Annotated in this window: 16 protein-coding genes; 4 read left to right on the top strand and 12 right to left on the bottom strand. The window is 66.2% G+C overall.

The window, feature by feature from the left end:
* Positions 1-2: 2 nt before the first annotated feature.
* The 4 genes from ACYR7D_RS12025 to ACYR7D_RS12040 are packed head-to-tail and all read right to left on the bottom strand — an operon-like array spanning position 3 to position 6,584.
* Entirely contained in the window at positions 3-3,029 is a 3,027-nt protein-coding gene (locus tag ACYR7D_RS12025) for a PrgI family protein (RefSeq protein WP_068043509.1), read from the bottom strand.
* Positions 3,026-5,059: a hypothetical protein gene (locus ACYR7D_RS12030; RefSeq protein ID WP_138448541.1), complete on the bottom strand. Its 2,034-nt coding sequence runs from the start codon at positions 5,057-5,059 to the stop codon at positions 3,026-3,028. Before ACYR7D_RS12030 ends, ACYR7D_RS12025 begins: the two co-directional genes overlap by 4 nt.
* 2 nt (positions 5,060-5,061) lie before the next feature.
* Positions 5,062-5,466, bottom strand: coding sequence for a pilin (locus ACYR7D_RS12035; RefSeq protein WP_245669408.1), 405 nt, complete (start codon positions 5,464-5,466; stop codon positions 5,062-5,064).
* A complete protein-coding gene (locus ACYR7D_RS12040; RefSeq protein WP_228821625.1) occupies positions 5,457-6,584 on the bottom strand; it encodes a replication-relaxation family protein in 1,128 nt (375 codons plus the stop codon). The genes ACYR7D_RS12035 and ACYR7D_RS12040 overlap by 10 nt, the downstream gene beginning before the upstream one ends.
* Positions 6,585-7,189: 605 nt before the next feature.
* Between ACYR7D_RS12040 and ACYR7D_RS12045 the strand changes: the two genes are divergently transcribed.
* Positions 7,190-7,864: a hypothetical protein gene (locus ACYR7D_RS12045; protein WP_138448540.1), complete on the top strand. Its 675-nt coding sequence runs from the start codon at positions 7,190-7,192 to the stop codon at positions 7,862-7,864.
* A 92-nt stretch (positions 7,865-7,956) separates the two neighbouring features.
* Complete coding sequence (locus ACYR7D_RS12050) at positions 7,957-8,952, top strand: TRM11 family SAM-dependent methyltransferase (RefSeq protein WP_068043503.1); 996 nt, start codon at positions 7,957-7,959, stop codon at positions 8,950-8,952.
* Between the two features lie 312 nt (positions 8,953-9,264).
* Here the strand turns inward: ACYR7D_RS12050 and ACYR7D_RS12055 are convergent, their stop codons facing one another.
* The 4 genes from ACYR7D_RS12055 to ACYR7D_RS12070 all read right to left on the bottom strand — a co-directional run bounded on the left by ACYR7D_RS12055 (position 9,265) and on the right by ACYR7D_RS12070 (position 11,639).
* On the bottom strand, positions 9,265-10,122 hold the full coding sequence (locus tag ACYR7D_RS12055) for a nucleoside hydrolase (protein ID WP_051132900.1): 858 nt from the start codon (positions 10,120-10,122) through the stop codon (positions 9,265-9,267).
* A gap of 108 nt (positions 10,123-10,230) precedes the next feature.
* Positions 10,231-10,683 (bottom strand): DUF4254 domain-containing protein, encoded by a 453-nt coding sequence (locus ACYR7D_RS12060; RefSeq protein WP_083874090.1) that lies wholly within the window; start codon positions 10,681-10,683, stop codon positions 10,231-10,233.
* A 4-nt stretch (positions 10,684-10,687) separates the two neighbouring features.
* Complete coding sequence (locus tag ACYR7D_RS12065; RefSeq protein WP_157112826.1) at positions 10,688-11,035, bottom strand: hypothetical protein; 348 nt, start codon at positions 11,033-11,035, stop codon at positions 10,688-10,690.
* Positions 11,036-11,324: 289 nt separating this feature from the next.
* On the bottom strand, positions 11,325-11,639 hold the full coding sequence (locus ACYR7D_RS12070; protein WP_040789264.1) for a hypothetical protein: 315 nt from the start codon (positions 11,637-11,639) through the stop codon (positions 11,325-11,327).
* A 156-nt stretch (positions 11,640-11,795) separates the two neighbouring features.
* On the opposite strand from ACYR7D_RS12070, the gene ACYR7D_RS12075 reads away from it, so the two are divergent.
* Positions 11,796-12,656 (top strand): DUF5753 domain-containing protein, encoded by an 861-nt coding sequence (locus ACYR7D_RS12075; RefSeq protein ID WP_040789266.1) that lies wholly within the window; start codon positions 11,796-11,798, stop codon positions 12,654-12,656.
* 5 nt (positions 12,657-12,661) lie between these two features.
* Complete coding sequence (locus ACYR7D_RS12080; RefSeq protein WP_040789268.1) at positions 12,662-13,048, top strand: DUF397 domain-containing protein; 387 nt, start codon at positions 12,662-12,664, stop codon at positions 13,046-13,048.
* Positions 13,049-13,096: 48 nt separating this feature from the next.
* Here ACYR7D_RS12080 and ACYR7D_RS12085 read toward each other — a convergent pair whose 3' ends face one another.
* The 4 genes from ACYR7D_RS12085 to ACYR7D_RS12100 are packed head-to-tail and all read right to left on the bottom strand — an operon-like array spanning position 13,097 to position 17,235.
* Positions 13,097-13,903, bottom strand: a complete 807-nt coding sequence (locus ACYR7D_RS12085) for a class I SAM-dependent methyltransferase (RefSeq protein WP_138448539.1) — start codon at positions 13,901-13,903, stop codon at positions 13,097-13,099.
* Positions 13,904-13,922: 19 nt separating this feature from the next.
* Entirely contained in the window at positions 13,923-14,897 is a 975-nt protein-coding gene (galE, locus tag ACYR7D_RS12090) for a UDP-glucose 4-epimerase GalE (RefSeq protein ID WP_195007219.1), read from the bottom strand.
* Complete coding sequence (locus tag ACYR7D_RS12095; RefSeq protein ID WP_138448537.1) at positions 14,894-15,922, bottom strand: hypothetical protein; 1,029 nt, start codon at positions 15,920-15,922, stop codon at positions 14,894-14,896. The genes galE and ACYR7D_RS12095 overlap by 4 nt, the downstream gene beginning before the upstream one ends.
* 2 nt (positions 15,923-15,924) lie before the next feature.
* Positions 15,925-17,235, bottom strand: coding sequence for a phosphomethylpyrimidine synthase ThiC (locus ACYR7D_RS12100; protein WP_138448536.1), 1,311 nt, complete (start codon positions 17,233-17,235; stop codon positions 15,925-15,927).
* Positions 17,236-17,374 lie beyond the last annotated feature (139 nt).

The raw sequence follows: 17,374 nt of genomic DNA on the forward strand, positions 1-17,374 counted from the left end.
GCCTATGCCGCCTGTACATCGACGTAGACGTCGCCGTCGTCCTCGCCGTAGCTGTCCTCCTCGCCGGTGCGGGGACCGTCTGTGTCACCGTCGGCGGGCAGGGGGGCGGCGAGGTCGAACTCGGTCTTACTGCTGTCGGTGGTGTCGGCGAGTTCGCTGGGGTCGGTGGTGATCAGCGCATGTTCCGCAGGCGAGGCCATAGCCGCGAATACGGCGCGGTCGGTGCCGAGGGCGAGAAGTCCTTGGCCGCGGGCAGCCGAGAGCAGGAATTGGCGTTCGCCGTCGGAGAGTTTGAACGCGCCCGCGACCTCGTCGATCGCCTGCGGCGCCTGATGCAGCAAGATCTGGGTGGCCGCGTTGGACACAATCGCTTTGCCCAGATCTGTGCCCAACACGTCGGCGCAGTCCTGAGTTGCGACAGTGAGACCGGCCCAGTACTTGCGGAACGATTTCGCGGCCCGGAACAGGAACTGCGCCCCGGCCGGCTGGCGCATGATCAGCCACGCCTCGTCCACGGTCACCATCCGCGGCCGACGGACGGCCGGGTCAGCGACTCGCCGCCAGGTCGCGTCCAACACGAGCAGCGTGCCGACGGGTTTCAGTTCATCGGGCAGCTCTCGCAAGGAGTAGGTGACCATTGCCGCGTCCGGGCTGACGGTGGTCGGCCCGTCCAACAGTCCAGCGAACGCCCCCTGGCCGACGAACGGAGACAAACCGGCGGCGAGATCGTCGGAGACCGCCGACCCGAGTGCCGTCAACTGCTCACGCAACATGCCCAGCGTCGGTGCAGGCTGCGTCCATGTGGCGGGGTCGTCGGTGATGCCTGCGCTGGTGTAGGTGGCGGTGACCGCGGTGTCCAGGGTGGCACGCTGCGCGGCCGTCTGCTCGCCGAGCAGGACGGCGATGATGGTGTGGCAGAAGAGCTTTCGCCGGTTCAGTGCATCGGAGGGTGCGGTGCGGCGGCCGTCAGGTCGGGTGTGGACCTCCAGATCGAAGGGGTTGAGGCGGATTCCGGGGGCACCGAGGTGGATGTAAGCGCCGCCGACCGCCTCGGTCAAGGTGCGGTATTCGTCTTCGGGGTCGATGATCACCTGCTCGATCCCGCGGAACAGCGACCGCAGGATCTCGGTCTTCACGAAGTAGCTCTTGCCTGCGCCGGAACGGCCGAGCACCACTGCGTTGTGGTTGTCGGCCTCGGCGCCGAACCGGTCGACGAACACGAAACCGGCTGCCGCGTCGCGGCCGTATAGCACGCCCTCCGGGGAGGCCGCGTGTGCCGGATCGCCGACGGGAAGTTGAGGGCTGGAGAACGGGAACGCCGCGGCGAGGGCGTTGGTGTCGAAGGTGCGCCGCAACCGCACTAGGTCCAGGCCCAGGGGCAGCGTGGACACCCAGCCCTGGGTAGTGCGGTAGGACAGGGTGCAGGTGTCGACGAGCAGGCTCGCCGCCAGGGCCCGTACCGCGGCGATTTCGTCGGCGAGCTCGGCTTCCGAGCTGGCGTGTACGGTCAGGTACACCCCGACTCGGAACAGGCGGGCTTCGGCGCGTGCGACACGGGCGGAGAGTTCGGCGGCGTCCTCGGCCGCGACCTCGACCAGCGGGTCGCTGCGCCGTCCGTAACCGGCGTCGTGCAGTCGCGAGGATTCCAGTCGCGCGAGCTGGCGCCGCAACCGCGACGCCGCGGTCACCGGATCCACAGGATCGACATGCACCGCGACATCGAGACGACCGGGGTGCGACAGCAGCGGCGCCAGCCATCCGGCGGTGACTTCCCGCGGGTAGCCGGTGACGGCGAGGGTGGCTACCCACCCGGAGCCGACCTCGAGGTGACGAGCCTCGATCGCCAGCGAATCCGGACCGAATTCTCCTGCGGTAACGGGGGCTCGGCGACCGGCTCCGGGGAAAAGTCCATGCTGTGGAGTGGTGGCCCCGGTGGTGTCGTCAGTCGGTGCGATTTCGCGGTTCGTGTGCTCGCCGCCGCCGGTGGTGGTGATGACGGTGTGCGGGCCGGCGATATCGGCCGAGGATGGTATGAGGCTGCCTGGGTTGCAGGCTCCGGTTACCACTGCGGTGGCCTGGAGATCATCGAGCGGTGTCACGGTGACACCCATGGGCGCGAGCAGGTCGGTGGCCTCGTACACGCGGCGCAGCAACCGTGACTCCGCGGCACGGCGCGCCGCCTCCGACAATTCCCGGCGGGCGCGGCGCCGCCCCGAGGCCAGCCAGCCCAGCATCGCCGCCGGCGATGGCCCACTCAAACTGTCACCGGTGGTGGGAAGGTCGAGGGGTTCACGCCAGACAAGCAGCACTTGCCGGTGCATCAGATCTTCGCTCGCGGCGAGGCCTTCCAGATGGTCGGCGTGTCCGTGTGCGGCAGCGGCCAGCTCCGGCGACATCTGGCCGACCGACTCCCGCAGCCGCGCCAGTTGGCCGGTCAGATCCAGGCGGGTCGAGCGCAGCAGAATCTGCACCGGCTGCCGCAGCGTGTGCAGCCAGCCCCCGAGCTGAGCCATCAGGCTGTCTTGTTCCTCGGGGGTGCGCAAGGCGAGGTTGACCGTCCCGGCCGCGGCGATCACCGCGAGCCCGTCCGAGCCGAGATCGACCACTCCGATGCCGCTGTTACTGGTGATCGACTCGGGCAGCTGTAATTCTCTGGCTGACAGCTGTTGCGGGGCCGGGGGTTTCGGTTGTCGTCCGGCAGCGTGGGTGACCCAGTGCGGCGGGGACGCGATGCCTTCGGGTGCCGACACCAGGCGGCGGGGTCGTAGCCGGTGCCGCAGGGCGGCCAGCAGCAGCCGGTCGGCCGACAAACCGTCGCGGGTGGCCAACACCAGCGCCGCGACCACCGCGCCGACCGGGACCGCGGCGGCGACGAACACCGCGGGCGGAATCACCTCACGTGTCGCGGTCCATACGAGGTAGAGCAGGAGCGCGGTGACGGCGAGTACGGAGAGTTGGCGGGCGGTGAACGGGCCGATCAACCGGTCCGGCCGGTCGACGTCGGCGGGAATACGAACGGGTGTACTCATCGAGTGTTTCCTCCTCGGGGCGAGCGGCGGGCACGGCGGCGCACCGGCAGATCAGGGAGCGGGAGATGCAGCTGGCGGCCCGTTGGTGGTGAGGGCGGAGACGCCACTGGCGGTGGTGGTGGGCTGGTTCGTTCGGTGGGCTGGACCCGGGGGACCGGGAACGGGAGCCGGTACTGGCCGCTGCGCAAGGACCGGTTGCCCTCGTAGGGGTCGGGTGGGTCGAACTCGAACGCCAGCTGCGTGCCCCGGCGAGGCCTCGGCGGGGACGTAGCCGGCGATTGAGGTGGTGGTGTAGACCGTGTGACCGGGGCGGGTCCCGGTGTTGGACGTTGGGCTGGGGAGCGCGTGGCGCCGGGCCGGGCTCGGGTGACCGGGATCGGCAGCGGGTATTGGCCGCGGTGGTTGGCGCGGATCCCTTTGTAGGGGTCCGGTGGGGTGAAATCGAAGGCCAGCTGACGCCCGCGCCGTGTCTTTTGCCCGGTCGCCGCTGGAGGCACGCCGGGCGGTGCGGTGCGTGCCGAAGCAGTGGTGCCCGCGTGCTGTGGTGGTGCCGAGGCCGCCGGAGTCGGCCGGACACGGCGCACTCCTTCCAACGGCAGTATCAGCTGCCCGTCTCTGGTCGCCCGTGTTCGCGCATACGGGTCGCTATCCGCGGCAGTGGGGACAGCGGCCGGACGGGGTCTTTGGAGCCGTGCTGTGGAAGGCCGGGCGGTATGGCCGGGCGTGGCGGCGGCTGGTGTGGGCCGGCGGACCGCGGAGGCGACGGCCTTCTCCCCGCCCTTGAGCAGGCCGAAGGTCTTGTAGGTGACGTAGCCGCGGGCCAGGGACCCGATCATGCTCCGGCCACCACCGGTGCCGATTCTCATGCTCGACAGCAGCCAGAACGGGACCTTGATCAACACCGCCATCAGGGCGAGTCCGATGATCAAGCTCACCAGCCCGTCGGCGTTGGGGCCGAAGAACTCCCAACCGCCGGGAGTGAGGAACACCCGCAGCGCGGTCACCAACACCAGCGACTGCACCACCTGGATCGCCAGGCACGCGGCGAAGGAGCGCCACCACCACCGTGCCAGCGCATCCAGTCCCGGTAGTACGTGGCACATCAACGCCAGCGGGGCGGCGACGACGAGGATGATGGTGATCGCCACCCGGATGACGTAGGTGATGAGCAGGATCACCAGCAGCACCACGAGCGCGACCTCGAGCAGGATGACGAAGATCCCGGGTCCCGCGGCCGGGCTCACCAAACCTCGCACTGCGGTGATGGTGGCGAGCTCGCGTAGGGCGGCGCCGGCGGAATCGGGGTCGAGGCCGTCGCCGGCAACAGCAGTAGCGAGAGCGTTGGCGAAGCGGATCGCCTGCGAGGCGACCAACAGACTCATGGCACCGGCGAGGAACCCGACCACGATCCGCGGCGCCAAATCCTGGACCGAGTACCGGGTTTGCAGGGTTTCGCGGACCATCAACAGCACCCCGGCCGCCATCACCAGCAACCCGTAGATCGCCAGCATCAACTGCCACGACGAATCCCACAATTCACCGACCCGCGGCAAATCACCCGGTTCTGGAGTCGTCAGCAAGGTTTGCGACAGGAGATCCAGCAGCGGGTTGAGCGCGGATTCGACCAGGCGCTGGAAGAACCCGTCGATCGCCTCGGCGACACACGCGGAGATATTGCGGACCCCGCACTCGGAGTCCTCCCCGCCCGACGGCTCGACCGGCGGTGCCGTCGAATCCGGGCTCGTGGGCGACGGTGCCTGCGATGGCCGGGGGACCGGAGTTTCCGGCGCGGCCGGACTGGTGGGCATCGGAGTCGTGGGTGCGGACTGCTCAGGAGAATTCGACGGGGGCGGCGGCCAGTGCGGTGTCGTCGAATCTGGCGGGGGCGGCGGTGTTGTGGGCTGCGCCGCGACGGTTCCGCCGAGTCCGAGCCCGGTCACGAGCAGCAGGACGGTGACGACCAGAACCCGGCGAGTCCAGGTCGACCTGTGGCCTGGTGGTGAGGTGCCGATGGGGTGCAGGGCCGTCATGGTCAGGCACCCACGATCGACTTGAGGACGGCGACGATCACCGGGGCGAGCATCGCCAGCCCGTACCCGATACACGCCGCCCGCAGCGCGGTCTTGGACTTCTCGACCTCTCCCGGATCACCGGAGGCCAGTACGTAGCGGGCGCCACCCACGGTCACGCATACGGTTGCCAGGCCGGCGAGAATGCCGACCAACCAGTTGCGGATGTTGTCGAGCACCTGATCGAACGACTCGGCGATGGCGAGCACCACGACCGGGTCGGCGGCAGCAGCACCTGCGGTCACAACGAGCGCCGCCATCGCCACCGCAAGTGCGATCGCCCAGGCAAATGCCCGCCGGACCGGACCGGGCCGGGTCTGGGTTGAGGGGTTCGCGGACAGAACGTTGGGGATACCGATCATGCGCATCGGCGATTCACCTCCATAGGAGTTGGCGAGTGCACGGGGGCAGCCGATGTCCGCCCGCACTGGCTACTCCCTGATTGCGGGCCTGTTTTGGACTCCGCAGTGTTCGGCAATTCGCGCGATGCACTGATCCGTGCCGCTGTTTGCGGTGCGGCGGCTGAGGTCGTTCGTGACCGATCCTGCGATCGTTCGGGCGTCCGGTGCTCGGTGGCGGCGATCTCGGATCCGAGCGGGGACAGGGTGTAGCGCCATGGCGGCACGCCCCGCAGACCCGGGCTTGAGTGGGTCCTGACTCGGGTCAGCACGCCACGGCGGGCCAGGGCGGTCAACCGTTTGCGGGCGGTGTCGACGCTGGGGAACAACCGCTCACCGACTTGGGCGGCGGTCAACCCGCCCACGGTGTCGAGAAGGAGAAGCAACTGCAGATCGCGGTCGGTGAGCTGAAGCTGGGCCAAAAGTCCCGTCGACCGGTGGTCTTCTGTGCAAGCCAGGTCGTGCAGGGCGCGGTGCTCGACGATGCTGGTGCGGGCTGGATCGCTTCCGGCGGTTCGGGCGGTCAGCCACGCCCGGAGGTCGTGTTCGCCGCGTCGGCGTGCCTTATGCAACGCCCAATGCGACGAACCTTCAACTTCTTCGGCGAGTGAGGTCACCGAGCGGCCCTCCAACCGGGTGACGGCGATCAGTTCCGCCACCTGGGGGGTGATCACGTTCTCCGCGACCGCCTCGGCGAGAAGGTCCTCGGGATGCCCTGGCGGTGTGCACATCGCCGGCACGGTTTTGCCCCAGCCGGCATTGAGGTCGGTGCCGATGTCGGGGCCTGGAGCCGGTGCAGCCGCTTCCTGCCGTACCCAGGCCCGGCCGCCACGGAACACTGCCCACCGCAGCCGGAACCACAGAAACGGTCGCTCCACATCGATACGCCTCAGTTCGGTGAAGAACGCGGTCAGTAGGTCGGCTTCAACGTCGGCGCGGTCCTCTCGCCTGCGGGGGCCGAACGTGCTCGCCATCCCGGCCAGCATCGGCACAGCCATCCCCGCGCACACCAGCGCCGCGTCCGAACCCTCGACCCGAGACCGCTTGATCAGCCACACCCAGACCGCATCCACCACCTGGATCGGCAACCCAGGATCCGACAACACCCGCCGTAACTGCCCCCACGTCGTAACTGCCCTACCCAGCCCCGCTACCCGTGCGGCCTCGCGCGGTACAGGGTCGTCGGCGATCCGATCGAACGCCGACCGCACCACCGAAAGCGGCGAACTGTCCCCAGAGGCGCTCTTCTTCGCTGAAATACCGGTATCCGTATTCATGGCTACTCGTTTCCTTTCGTGCGGAGAATCCGACATCGCAAGGACACCGAACGAGCGCCACCAAAACGCGTCGGAAAAGACTCAAAAAAACCTCGGGATGACCTCCGCGCTCTCACTCGAGCCGGATATCGGACACCGGATCCTGGTTAAGTGAACGACCAGTGAAAGCCCCGACTACCAGGGGCTGTGTACGTTCTGTGGCGATCCGGTGGCGCACTACACAACGCGCGAAACACGGAGGAGAACTAGAAACCGAAAAATCTCCCAGCGACGTACCGGCCGATAACTCTCGATATCAGATGCTGCCGCCGCCGTCCTATCTGAATTTCGCGATGGGCCATGTCCAAAAACGGTGAATTCGCAAGGAGTCCACCAGTGCAACCTCCCACGCACTGGATAGGAAAAGGGCACTGCCCATGACCGAACACACTCCCACCCGCCGCCGTCGCACCGGGACCTCGGGCACCCGCCCATCAAGGGCCGAGGTGCCGTCCACCATCTGGGCCACCGGACCCGACCCACTCAACCACCGCGACCCCTGGCCGACAGTGATAGTGACCCGAGCCGTCATAGAATTCTCCCGACCCGGCGACCAGGTACTCGTGCTGACCCCACCAACTTCCACAGCCGGCCGGCGCCGGATCTCGGGCGCTCGGGACGCGCTCACCCCCATCGAGGGACTCGCACGTTCCGGCGCGATCGAACATCTCGGCGACCGCCGCGGCCCGTCCCGCACTTGCACCCAGCGCGAAGCCGACGAGGCCGGTCTCGTGCTGGCCAGCCTGCTGCCACCCGAGGACGTCGCAGTGTCGGTCGTGGACCGGATCGTCACGCGGGCAGCAGCCCGCCTGGCCGCGGGCGGTGTGCTGGCCGTGTTCACTCGCGCCAGCCGCAGCCGGGACGGTGTTCTGTTGGATCCGACCGGCGTCATAGTGGCTGCTGGTCAAGCTGCCGATCTGCTATTCCTTCAGCACATCGCCGCCGTTCCCATCGCCGACGGCGCCATCGTCGCCCCGAGAGTCGACGCTTCCCAGCGCGCGCCCTTGCACGGGATCGCCCACACCGACGTGACCGTTCTCCTGCGCCCCTGAATTTGCTGGCGGCGACCCACCACCTTGTGCAACCACCCCTCTGACTCCGGGTGGAGCTCTGCGCGCCCGAATCCCGAAATGAGGCACGTTCGATGACCGCAATCCGCGAACCCAGAACCGCAGTCCGCACCACCATCAGCGCAAACGGGGCGTCGGTGTGGGCGACTGCGCAAGCCGCGCCCGCTACCCAACGGACGGGCCGCTACCACCCCGACAGCACCAAACACCCCGCGAAAATGCTGCCCGCTATTGCCGCCCACGCCATCGAGGCATACAGCCGGCCCGGGGACCTGATCCTGGACCCGATGTGCGGGATCGGCACCACCCTCGTCGAAGCCCTCCACACCGGCCGCCGCGCCGTCGGCGTCGAATACGAAACCCGCTGGGCCGACCTCGCCCGCACCAACATCGACCTCGCCCGCACCACCGGCAACGATCTGGACGCCGCCGTCTACCAGGGCGACGCCCGCAAGCTCCCCGACCTGCTCCCCGAGGCACTGCGGGGACAAGTGGACCTCGTGATCACCTCACCCCCATACGGCGACTCCACCCACGGCCACGTCCGGGCCAAACCCGGCGAAGGCGTCCACAAATACGACCACCGCTACGGTGCCGTCCTCGACCGCGGCAACCTTGCCAACGTCGGCATCGGCCGACTGCTGTCCGGGTTCACCAAAATCCTCACCGGCGTCGCCGACTACCTCAAACCCGGCGGCCACGTCGTCATCACCGCCCGCCCCTGGCGCCAGCACGCCGAGCTCGTCGACCTACCTACCCACATCACCACCTGTGGCACGCTCGCCGGGCTCACCCCCGTCGAACGCTGCGTCGCACTTCTGGGCCGGCTCGCCGAGGACGGGATCGTGGCCCGCAGCAGCTTCTTCCAGCGCGACTTCATCGTCAAAAACCGCCGCGAAGGACTCCCCGTCCACCTGATCGCTCACGAGGACGTGCTCGTGTTCCAGCGTCGGCAAGCCGTGAGTTCATCGGAACTTCAACGTTTTCCGCGAAACCCCGTCTGGGGACCGGCTGCATTCTGGGAGACGGACGCTTGGATCGGCAAGGAGGCCGGGGATCTGGCGGCGTAAGCATTCTCGAGGGAAGCACGGCAAAGATCGGCCGAACTGGAAGCCGATCCGGGACCGGCCGGGAAGTAGTGGCGGCACCGCCACGCATCAGGGGTTATGCAACTCGGCGGTGCCGCCGCTCGTCGCAGCCATGAGCTGCGGAGCGGACCAGCCAAAGGGGGGGGGCGACCGGCCCGGGGTCAGGCTAGCACCGGGTATCGGCGCAGCGCCGCATGGTAGGTAGCTAATCGGCTGCTGCAGACGGGACTTCGATTGGGTGTCCTGGCGGTCACGCGTTTCCCCTTCGTTTCGCGACGGGATGCCGACGCGGCGTCATATGCGCAGTGCGTCGCGCATCCAGGTCAGGAAGGCGGGGTAGTCGACCGTGTTGGACACCTGCATCGGCCGTCCGTGGGGTGTGCGGGACAGACGTGCATCAGGGTGTATTTCGATTCGTTCGGTGCGAAACGTAACGAATGGCAGCCCGAGCGTGGCGCTGAGAGCCAAGGGATGCCCCAACCAGGTCCGGGGTTCACGGACAAGCCATGCGCGCAGGTGGATCGCCAGCAGTTGCGCCCACCCCGGCGCGGTTGGCTGTTCGAACGTCGGAAGGAGTGGGAAACCCGGAGTGATCTGGGTGGCGTCGGAGTCGGTGTGCTCGCCTCGCACCAGACGCGGCGTGTGGAGTGCGCGCAACGCCAGCCCGGCGGAGACGGGATCGACACGGAAGTTGTGCGATACGGGCGTCTTGCCGTGGTGATGGTTGAGTGCCCCACCCAGCTGGGTGACCATCACGCGGTCGGCGATCTCCGGCAGGCGAGAGACAACAGCCGTGATATTGGACATCGGGCCGAGTCCGACCCACCGGATTCGGCGAGTGGTCTCGCAGAGTTCGACGATGGCGGCGATCATGCGATCGAGACCGCGGATACGTTCGAGGAAGTCCTCACTGAATGCTGGGGACCGGTGGTGGTTGTCGAGGAGAAATCGGTCCTCACCTCCTAGATCGAACCCGGCAATGACCCGGACGTCGGTACGGTCGAGCAGGTTCAGGGCGTGGCGGGCCAGCTGGGCGCGGCGGCCATGAGTTTCATCGGCGGTGACCACGACCAGATTCGGCACCACACGCGCCGCGATCGCTAATGCTATGAGGCCTCCTGGGCGCCACCCGATATCGGCATCGAGAATCACCAGGTCGTCGGCTGTCCCGAGGAATGGGGAGGTCCGGTGGCCAGATGCAGGTAGGCCGGGAATGGAAATTTCGAGGCTCCTTGCTTTGTGGGTTGTCGACCCCGGTGGTCATGGGATTGGTGTGCAAGGCAGGCGGAGTGCCCGGTGTGTGACTGCGGTCGTCAGGTCGGTGTAGTTGTCGCGCAGTTCGGCGAGCTGGTACCACGCCTTGTGCACGCTGGGATGAGAAGGCTCGATCGTCATGAGCAGGTGAAACGCGAGCACCTGTGTTTCAGCGAGGCGGTCGATCACCGTTCCCATCGACTCGGGATGCAGCGTCGATGCCGGATGCGGGGGAGGGAGATGGTTCGCGACCCACTCGTCTACCCTGCGGATCAAAGCGTTTCGGTGGCGGCGGTCCGCAGGTTCGTCCAGGTGAAGTTGGCGCCGGTGCATCCGGCCGAATTCACGGGCCAGCCCAGTCAGGGGATGGGCGGAGATACGGTGGCCCCGTACGGCGGATAGCAGTTCCTCGCAGGATGGGAACGGGGTCGTCGCACTCATCGCGGTGACGGTGTACATGGGTTCACCGCCGTACGGACGAATGCGACTGCAGGTGCAGCAGATGACGCGTGGTTGTGAGTACCGCGGTCCGCGACGGCAATGCCCTGGCGTGACTGGGCGGCGATACCCAATACCATTGGGTGAAGCTGTCACTCATCGGGAGCCATACCCGCTGTCCGGACATCATGATCCGTACTCCGGCAGTGTCGAACATATCTCGGGTTGCGCGGCCGAGACTGCGACCTATACCGGGGCCGACCAGGTAGACCCACTCTCGGTCGGGGCGGTGGAAGCTGATGATCGGCGCATGGATCGCGCGCGGTCCGTCGGTGAGTGCGCGGCGTACGTCGGCGCCCAGGGCGGCTGGCATCGCTACCGCTCCGAGTGAGTTGGATGCGATCAACGCGACTCGGTGGAAGATCAGTGACGCGTCGAATCCCATCGCACGATATACATGGGCAACCTCATGCGCGCTGTGGCACTGCTCGAACATTACGCCTCCAGCCGGTGACGGCCGCCGGTATCGACAGAGCGCAACATGTGAGATCGCGACGCCCGCCGCGCCTGCTTCGCTACTCTCCGTCCCCTGGCTGCTCCTGCGCTGAACATGATGACGAGAGCAATCGAAGCCTGCCGATCAGTCAGCGCCCGATGGTTTCTCATGCAGACCACCGCCCTGCCCCGTCACCGAACCGACGAAATGTGCGTCGTGTGGCGACTGCGGTTACTTCGCCGGGTGGGGGCTCTTGGGCCGCCAGGCCGCAGGCTTCGAGAACGGTCAAGCCCAGGTACCTGGCCAGCACGAGGTTGTCGGCGACGGATTCCGCGATCTGCATGGCCGCGGTGGCTTGTTCGGTCGAGAGCGTGCGGCCCGGCAGGAAACTGACTACCCACTGCTGGTCTCCGACGCTTCTTGCTTGATGCCCGCACCGGTCGCTGACCATCAGTGTCCGGTCGATGACTTGTATCGGCATGACTTCTCCCTGTCTGACACATGTGATCCGAACTAGTCGGATGTAGTGGCCGATGTCATGTCTGACGGTAGCTCTGACAAGTTGTCAGCACAACTGCCAGACCGGTATTTCAGGCGAGGGGTAGGATCGCTTCGACCCCAGGGAAGGAGCTGACGCGTGAAGTCACCGACGGTCGCCCGTTGGGAGTTGCTGCTTCGGATCAACCAGTGGAAGACCGCGCAGCAGATCGACGTCAAGACCGCCGCCAAGGCGCTGGGTATCACCACCAATCACTGGCACCAGCTCATGAGCGACCGGCGCGCCCTGACCGACGACAACTTCCACGCGCTCCTGAAACTGTTCGGCATCGCCGCTGCGGACAATGAGGAACGGCAACTACTCGAAGCCCTCCGTGCCGATGCCCGCGAGCGCGGCTGGTGGATGGATTACTCCGCCCTCTTCGACACCGAGACCCTCAGATTGTTCGGCCTCGAACATGGCGCGAAGGCCATTCAGAGTTATGAAGGGTTGATAGTCCCGGGTCTGCTACAGACCGTGGACTACGCCCGCGCGATCATGGACTCCGATATCGCCCGAATTCGCCCGGTCGACGCGGACCTGTACATCGACGCCCGGATGAAACGACAAGAACGATTAGCCGGCGAAGACCCACTGGAGCTGACCGCGCTGATTCATGAGGCGGCACTTCACCAGCTCACCGGTAGTCCTGAGGTGGTGGCCGGCCAGTTGCGTCACCTCAACGAGATGGCACGACGCGACACGATCGAGGTCAGAATCGTCCCCTTCACCGCTCCCAGGCGCCCGATCCTGTCGGGATCGCCGTTCCACATCATCCACTTCGCCAGCCCCATGCTGCCGTCCCTGGCATGGCACGAATCGGTCGCCACCCGGGGAATCATCGACGACGCATCCCGAGTCCGCGAACTGCGGATCCTGTTCGACCGCCAACTCGACCTGGCGCTGAGCCCAGAGGACTCCGCGGCCCTGATCCAGCAAGTGGCAGATAGGATAGCCTGATCAGTATGAGCACAGATAGGCCCGTCACCAGCAACAACGGTGATTTCTTCAAGTCGTCGTACTCCAACGACGGCCCCTCGTGCGTCGAGGTCAAGTTCCTTGGTGACTGCGTGCTCATCCGAGACAGCAAACAGAACAGCGACTACGCCGACGCGCCCGACACCCAGCCGACAATCGCGATCCCGACCGCCTGCTGGACCGCTTTTCTCGATCTCGCACTCAGCAGCCGGCCCGGCACAGTTGGCACCGCCGAGGTCAGTGTGAACGCGGATGGTTCCGCCGAGCTGGCCGCCGCCGACACCGCCTCGAGGATTGTCACGCTGCGCTACACCGCTGATGAATGGGAAGCCTTCGGCAAAGGTGTGGCCGATGGCGAATTCCGCCGCCCGTGAGCTGGTTCGCAAGGATGTAGTGGCTCACGAGGCGCATCTCGTTCCCAGTCACCCGGTGATAGTTGCGGTGGCAATGGAATAACCCTTGGAGTCGCGCCACAGTTGGTCCGGATGGGTCATGAACCACTGTTCGATCTCGCTGGTGATGTCGGCGAGGATCTGAACGCGGTGTGGCGAGTCGGGTGCGATACCGCAGAAGGTGAACAGCGCCTCAGCAAAGGCGATCAGCGGTCCGGGTCGGTCGAAAACCAGCGCGTTGTCATGGGTTTCGATCGTCGTGTTGCCGAAGATGTCCTGCATCATGTCGGGCAAGGTGTCGCTGGTTACGGTGCGGTTGATCATTCCGTCCGGCGGGGTGATGCTGTAACTGCTTGCATGCGCGGCGACGAGTTGGTGTGTGCGATGGCAGGTTCGGTCGTGGTTGACGGTGACAGCGACCGTCCCGCCGGGTCGGGTGATCCGCCGGAATTCCGAGAGTGCGACGAGTGGGTCCGCGACGTGGTAGAGCATGTGCCGGGCGGTGCAAATGTCGACCTCGTCGTCCCGTAGCGGTAGATTTCTGGCCTCGCCGTGGAGCGCGGTGACACCGGTGATCGCCGCCGCGGCGGCGACCATGGTGGGTGAGGTATCTACGCCGACGAGACGACCGGTGTGGCCCGTTTCGCGCAGGTGTGCGAGGAAACGTGCGTCGCCGCAGCCGATATCGGCGAGGTCCTCGCTGCCGGTTAGGCCGAGGGCTGCGAGGACTTCGGCGACGGGGTCGTCGGGGTATTCGGAGTGGTGCTGGTGGGTGGCGATGCGGACCTGTAGCGGCGTGAGGTCTGCGTATTCGGTGTCCAGCGAGGGGGTGGTCATCGGTGTCCTGTTGGTTCGGTTACCGGTGGGTGCGGTGGAATGCCCAGGCGTCGGCGACGATGTCGGCGATGTCGGGTTTCTCCGGTTTCCATCCGAGTTCGCTGTGCGCCAAGTCCGATGATGCGTAAAGGACGGCGGGGTCTCCGGGCCGCCGTGGGGCGTTCTCGACGTCGAATTGTGCTCCGGTGACTTCGCGTACGGCCTGTACGACTTGGAGGTTGGAGAAGCCGATACCGTTGCCGAGATTGTAGATATTGTGTTCGCCCGGCTCAATCGCGTCGAGTGCCAGCAGATGGGCGCGGGCGAGATCGGTGATGTGGATGTAGTCGCGGACGCAGGTGCCGTCGGCGGTGGGGTAGTCGTCGCCGAACAAGGAGAGCTTGTCGCGGTGGCCGAGTGCGGCGTCCAGGGCGAGGGGGATGAGGTGGGTTTCGGGGTCGTGTCGCTCGCCGATCATGATGCCGTCGTCGCAGGCGTGGGCGCCGGCGACGTTGAAGTAGCGCAGCGAGGTCGCGCCGAGGGTGCCCGTGCGGGTGTAGGACGCGATGGCGCGGTCGACGGCGAGTTTGGTGTCGCCGTAGGTGTTGACCGGGTTGGTGGGTGAGGTTTCGGTGAGGGGCAGTTCGGTCGGTTCGCCGTAGACGGCGGCGGTGGAGGAGAACACCAGTTTGCCGACCTCGGCGGCGCGCATGGCGTCGAGGAGGGCTAGCGAGGCACGGGTGTTGTTGTCCCAGTGCCATTCCGGATGTGCCATGGATTCGCCGGCGGCGATGAGGCCGGCGAAGTGCAGGACCGCGTCGAAACCGGCCTCAGCGGTGAGGACATCGGCGATGTCGTGGACGCGTAGCCGCGCGAAGACCACGCCGGAGGGGACCTGGCGATCGTCGTTGCGGGAGAGGTCGTCGACGATGACGACCTGGTGGCCGGCGTCGCGTGCCATGCGAGCGACGGTGGCGCCGACATAGCCCGCACCTCCGGTGACCAGCAGTTTCATACAACCTGCACTTTCATCGCCAATAGATGGTCGTGAATGTCCTGCTTGTGGCGGCGGAAGTAGTCTTCCGGGCTGGGCTGTATGTGGGTGCCGTCCCAGCCGGTGTATTCCGCCCACGCACGGTGCTTCACCGTAGCCAATGCCCGCGGGTCGCCTGTGACGAGCCATGCGTCAGCCATTGCCCGCGCCAACTGATGGGCCGCCTGGTGGTGACGGGCGACGATCCGCCCGCTGCTTGTCGTCGCGTACCGGCTGTAGTTGACCGCATCAGCTCGCCGTTGCCCGAATTCGGTATCGAAACGCGTCAGTGCCTCGGCGAGATAGGTCCAGAATCGGCCCGCGTCCATAGGAGGCTGCGACGGGTCACGGCGCCAGCGCAGTTCCGCGCGCATCCGGTCCGCGATCGGCCGCGGCATACGGTCGAAGTCGTGGTGCGCGTAGGCGCCGTCCAGCATCGCGGTGGCGCGCAGGATCTTCATGCACAGCCGGTTGGTCACGAGATGGTGCTGCGCAGTGTTTTCGCCGTTGAGCCACGGGCCGTGTAGCCCGCACCAGAAATATGCTTGCGTGTAGTAGAGCAGGATCTCGTAGGCGTCGCGGGCATCCAGCTCGACAGGGGTATGGCCTGGGAGACCGGTGTCGGTGAGTGCTATACCGAGGTTCTTGAAGTCGTAGCCGAGCGAGGTTTGGACGCGGCGGTAGCCGGACAGCGGAAGAACCATGAGATCGACAGTCGAAAAGTATTGTTCGGCCATCTCGACCAGCTCCGCTACCGGCATCGATGGCCGCTGTCCGGAGTGGACGTACAGGAAATCGATATCGGAGACCAGCACATGCTGCTGGTCGTGCCGCACGAATGTCGGCTCGCCGCGGGCGAGGGAACCACCGACGATCAGCCAGTCGTCCGGCGGTACGCGGTGGCCGATCGACAGGAGGCGGTCCGCGATGTCGGTCGCCGCATCGTCGAGTTCGGCGTAATCGGGAAGGCGCCGCACAATGCTGTGCCGTATAGCAGTGGCCAGCATGATCAGTCCTCCGGCTCGATAACGGGCAAGGACCGTACTGCCGAGGCTGTGACCGGCTTCTCGTCGTCTTTGTGGACGATGACGAGTGGGCAGTACTTGCCGCAGATCGTGCACGGTGCGCCGTCTTTGAGTCCTTCGCGGATGAACGCCTGGTCTGCCAGGTCCGGGTACAGCGCGAGCTCGGCCTGTTCGGCCCAGGAATTGCGGCGCCGGGACTGCCCCATCGCGCGCTGCCTGGTGGTCTCGGACTCCTTTCCGCGAGCCAACTCCAATGCAGTGATCGCGACCCGTGCGAACCGGATGGCTTCGGCGGTATCAGGTGCGGTCGGCATCGCGTAATGCTCGTTATGGGTGATGGAGGCGAACATGTCCCCGCCCCACTGGCCGGCGGCGAGGATACCGAGGGTATTGACGACTTGGTCGAGCGTGACGGCATTGTCGATCACCATGGGCCCGGCCAGCCAGAGCGGCGCACCGCCCAGGGCCTCCTTGTAGGCGGGGATGAGCTCGGGGATCAGATGGAGTGGGATGTGCCCACCGCTTTCACACAGCACCTGCACGCCGCCGCGCAGTATCTCGGCGCGTAGCTGGGCCAGCAGCCGCAGCTCCATCCACTTCAGTTCATCGTTGGCGGCGTCCGCAGTACAGGCAGACCGGAAGATGTCGCCGAGGTCGAGTACGACCTCGCGGCGTCGGCAGATCTCGATGATGCCGTCGAGGTGCTCGATCAAGGGGTTGTCGCAGTGCTGTATCCGCATGTAGCGGTCGATCAGTCCGCCGCCGCGCGAGGTGGTGGGCACGATTCGGGTCGATTTCTTCATCGCCTCGGATATCGCCGGGGTGATACCCATATGGACAAGCACGTAGTCGACCCCGGTTGCCAATCCTGCCTCGAATCGTTCGAGGAATTCCGCACGGCTCATGCGCCGGCGGGGGTCGGTGAACAGGTCATAGGTCAGGCAAGCCCCGAGTGGAACGCCCATGATCTCTTTGAGGTCGGTGCGTAGAGCGACACCCTCCGGGTTGGTCGTGAGGTCCATGACGGCATCGGGGCGTGCGGCGAGGATGACGCTCATCGTGTCGACGATGGCGTGCCGATCGGTGTCACGCGGCCCCAGCCCGATCAGGCCGCTGATCTTGGGCCTGGTGCCGGTGCCGACAAGGAGGGGTTTGAAGTTCTCCATATGCTTGCTGGCTTCGGACCGGAGAAAGACCATCGTGCCGTTGGCTACCGAGCGGGCGGCTTCGGCCGGGTTGATTCCTTCCTCTCGGCACGTTTCAGCGAACTGGGAATCTGTTTCCGGTGTGAGCATTACGGGCTCACCTCTCACTCGAATGGACCTCCTCGCCTCGGGTGAGGTCGGTGCCGGAAATGGTCAGCAGGTCACGACGCTCGGCCGTCGGCGACGAGGAGTCGCGTACTCGTGACCAGCGTCGTTGGTGAGACCGAAA

This window comes from Nocardia sp. X0981, assembly GCF_977089955.1.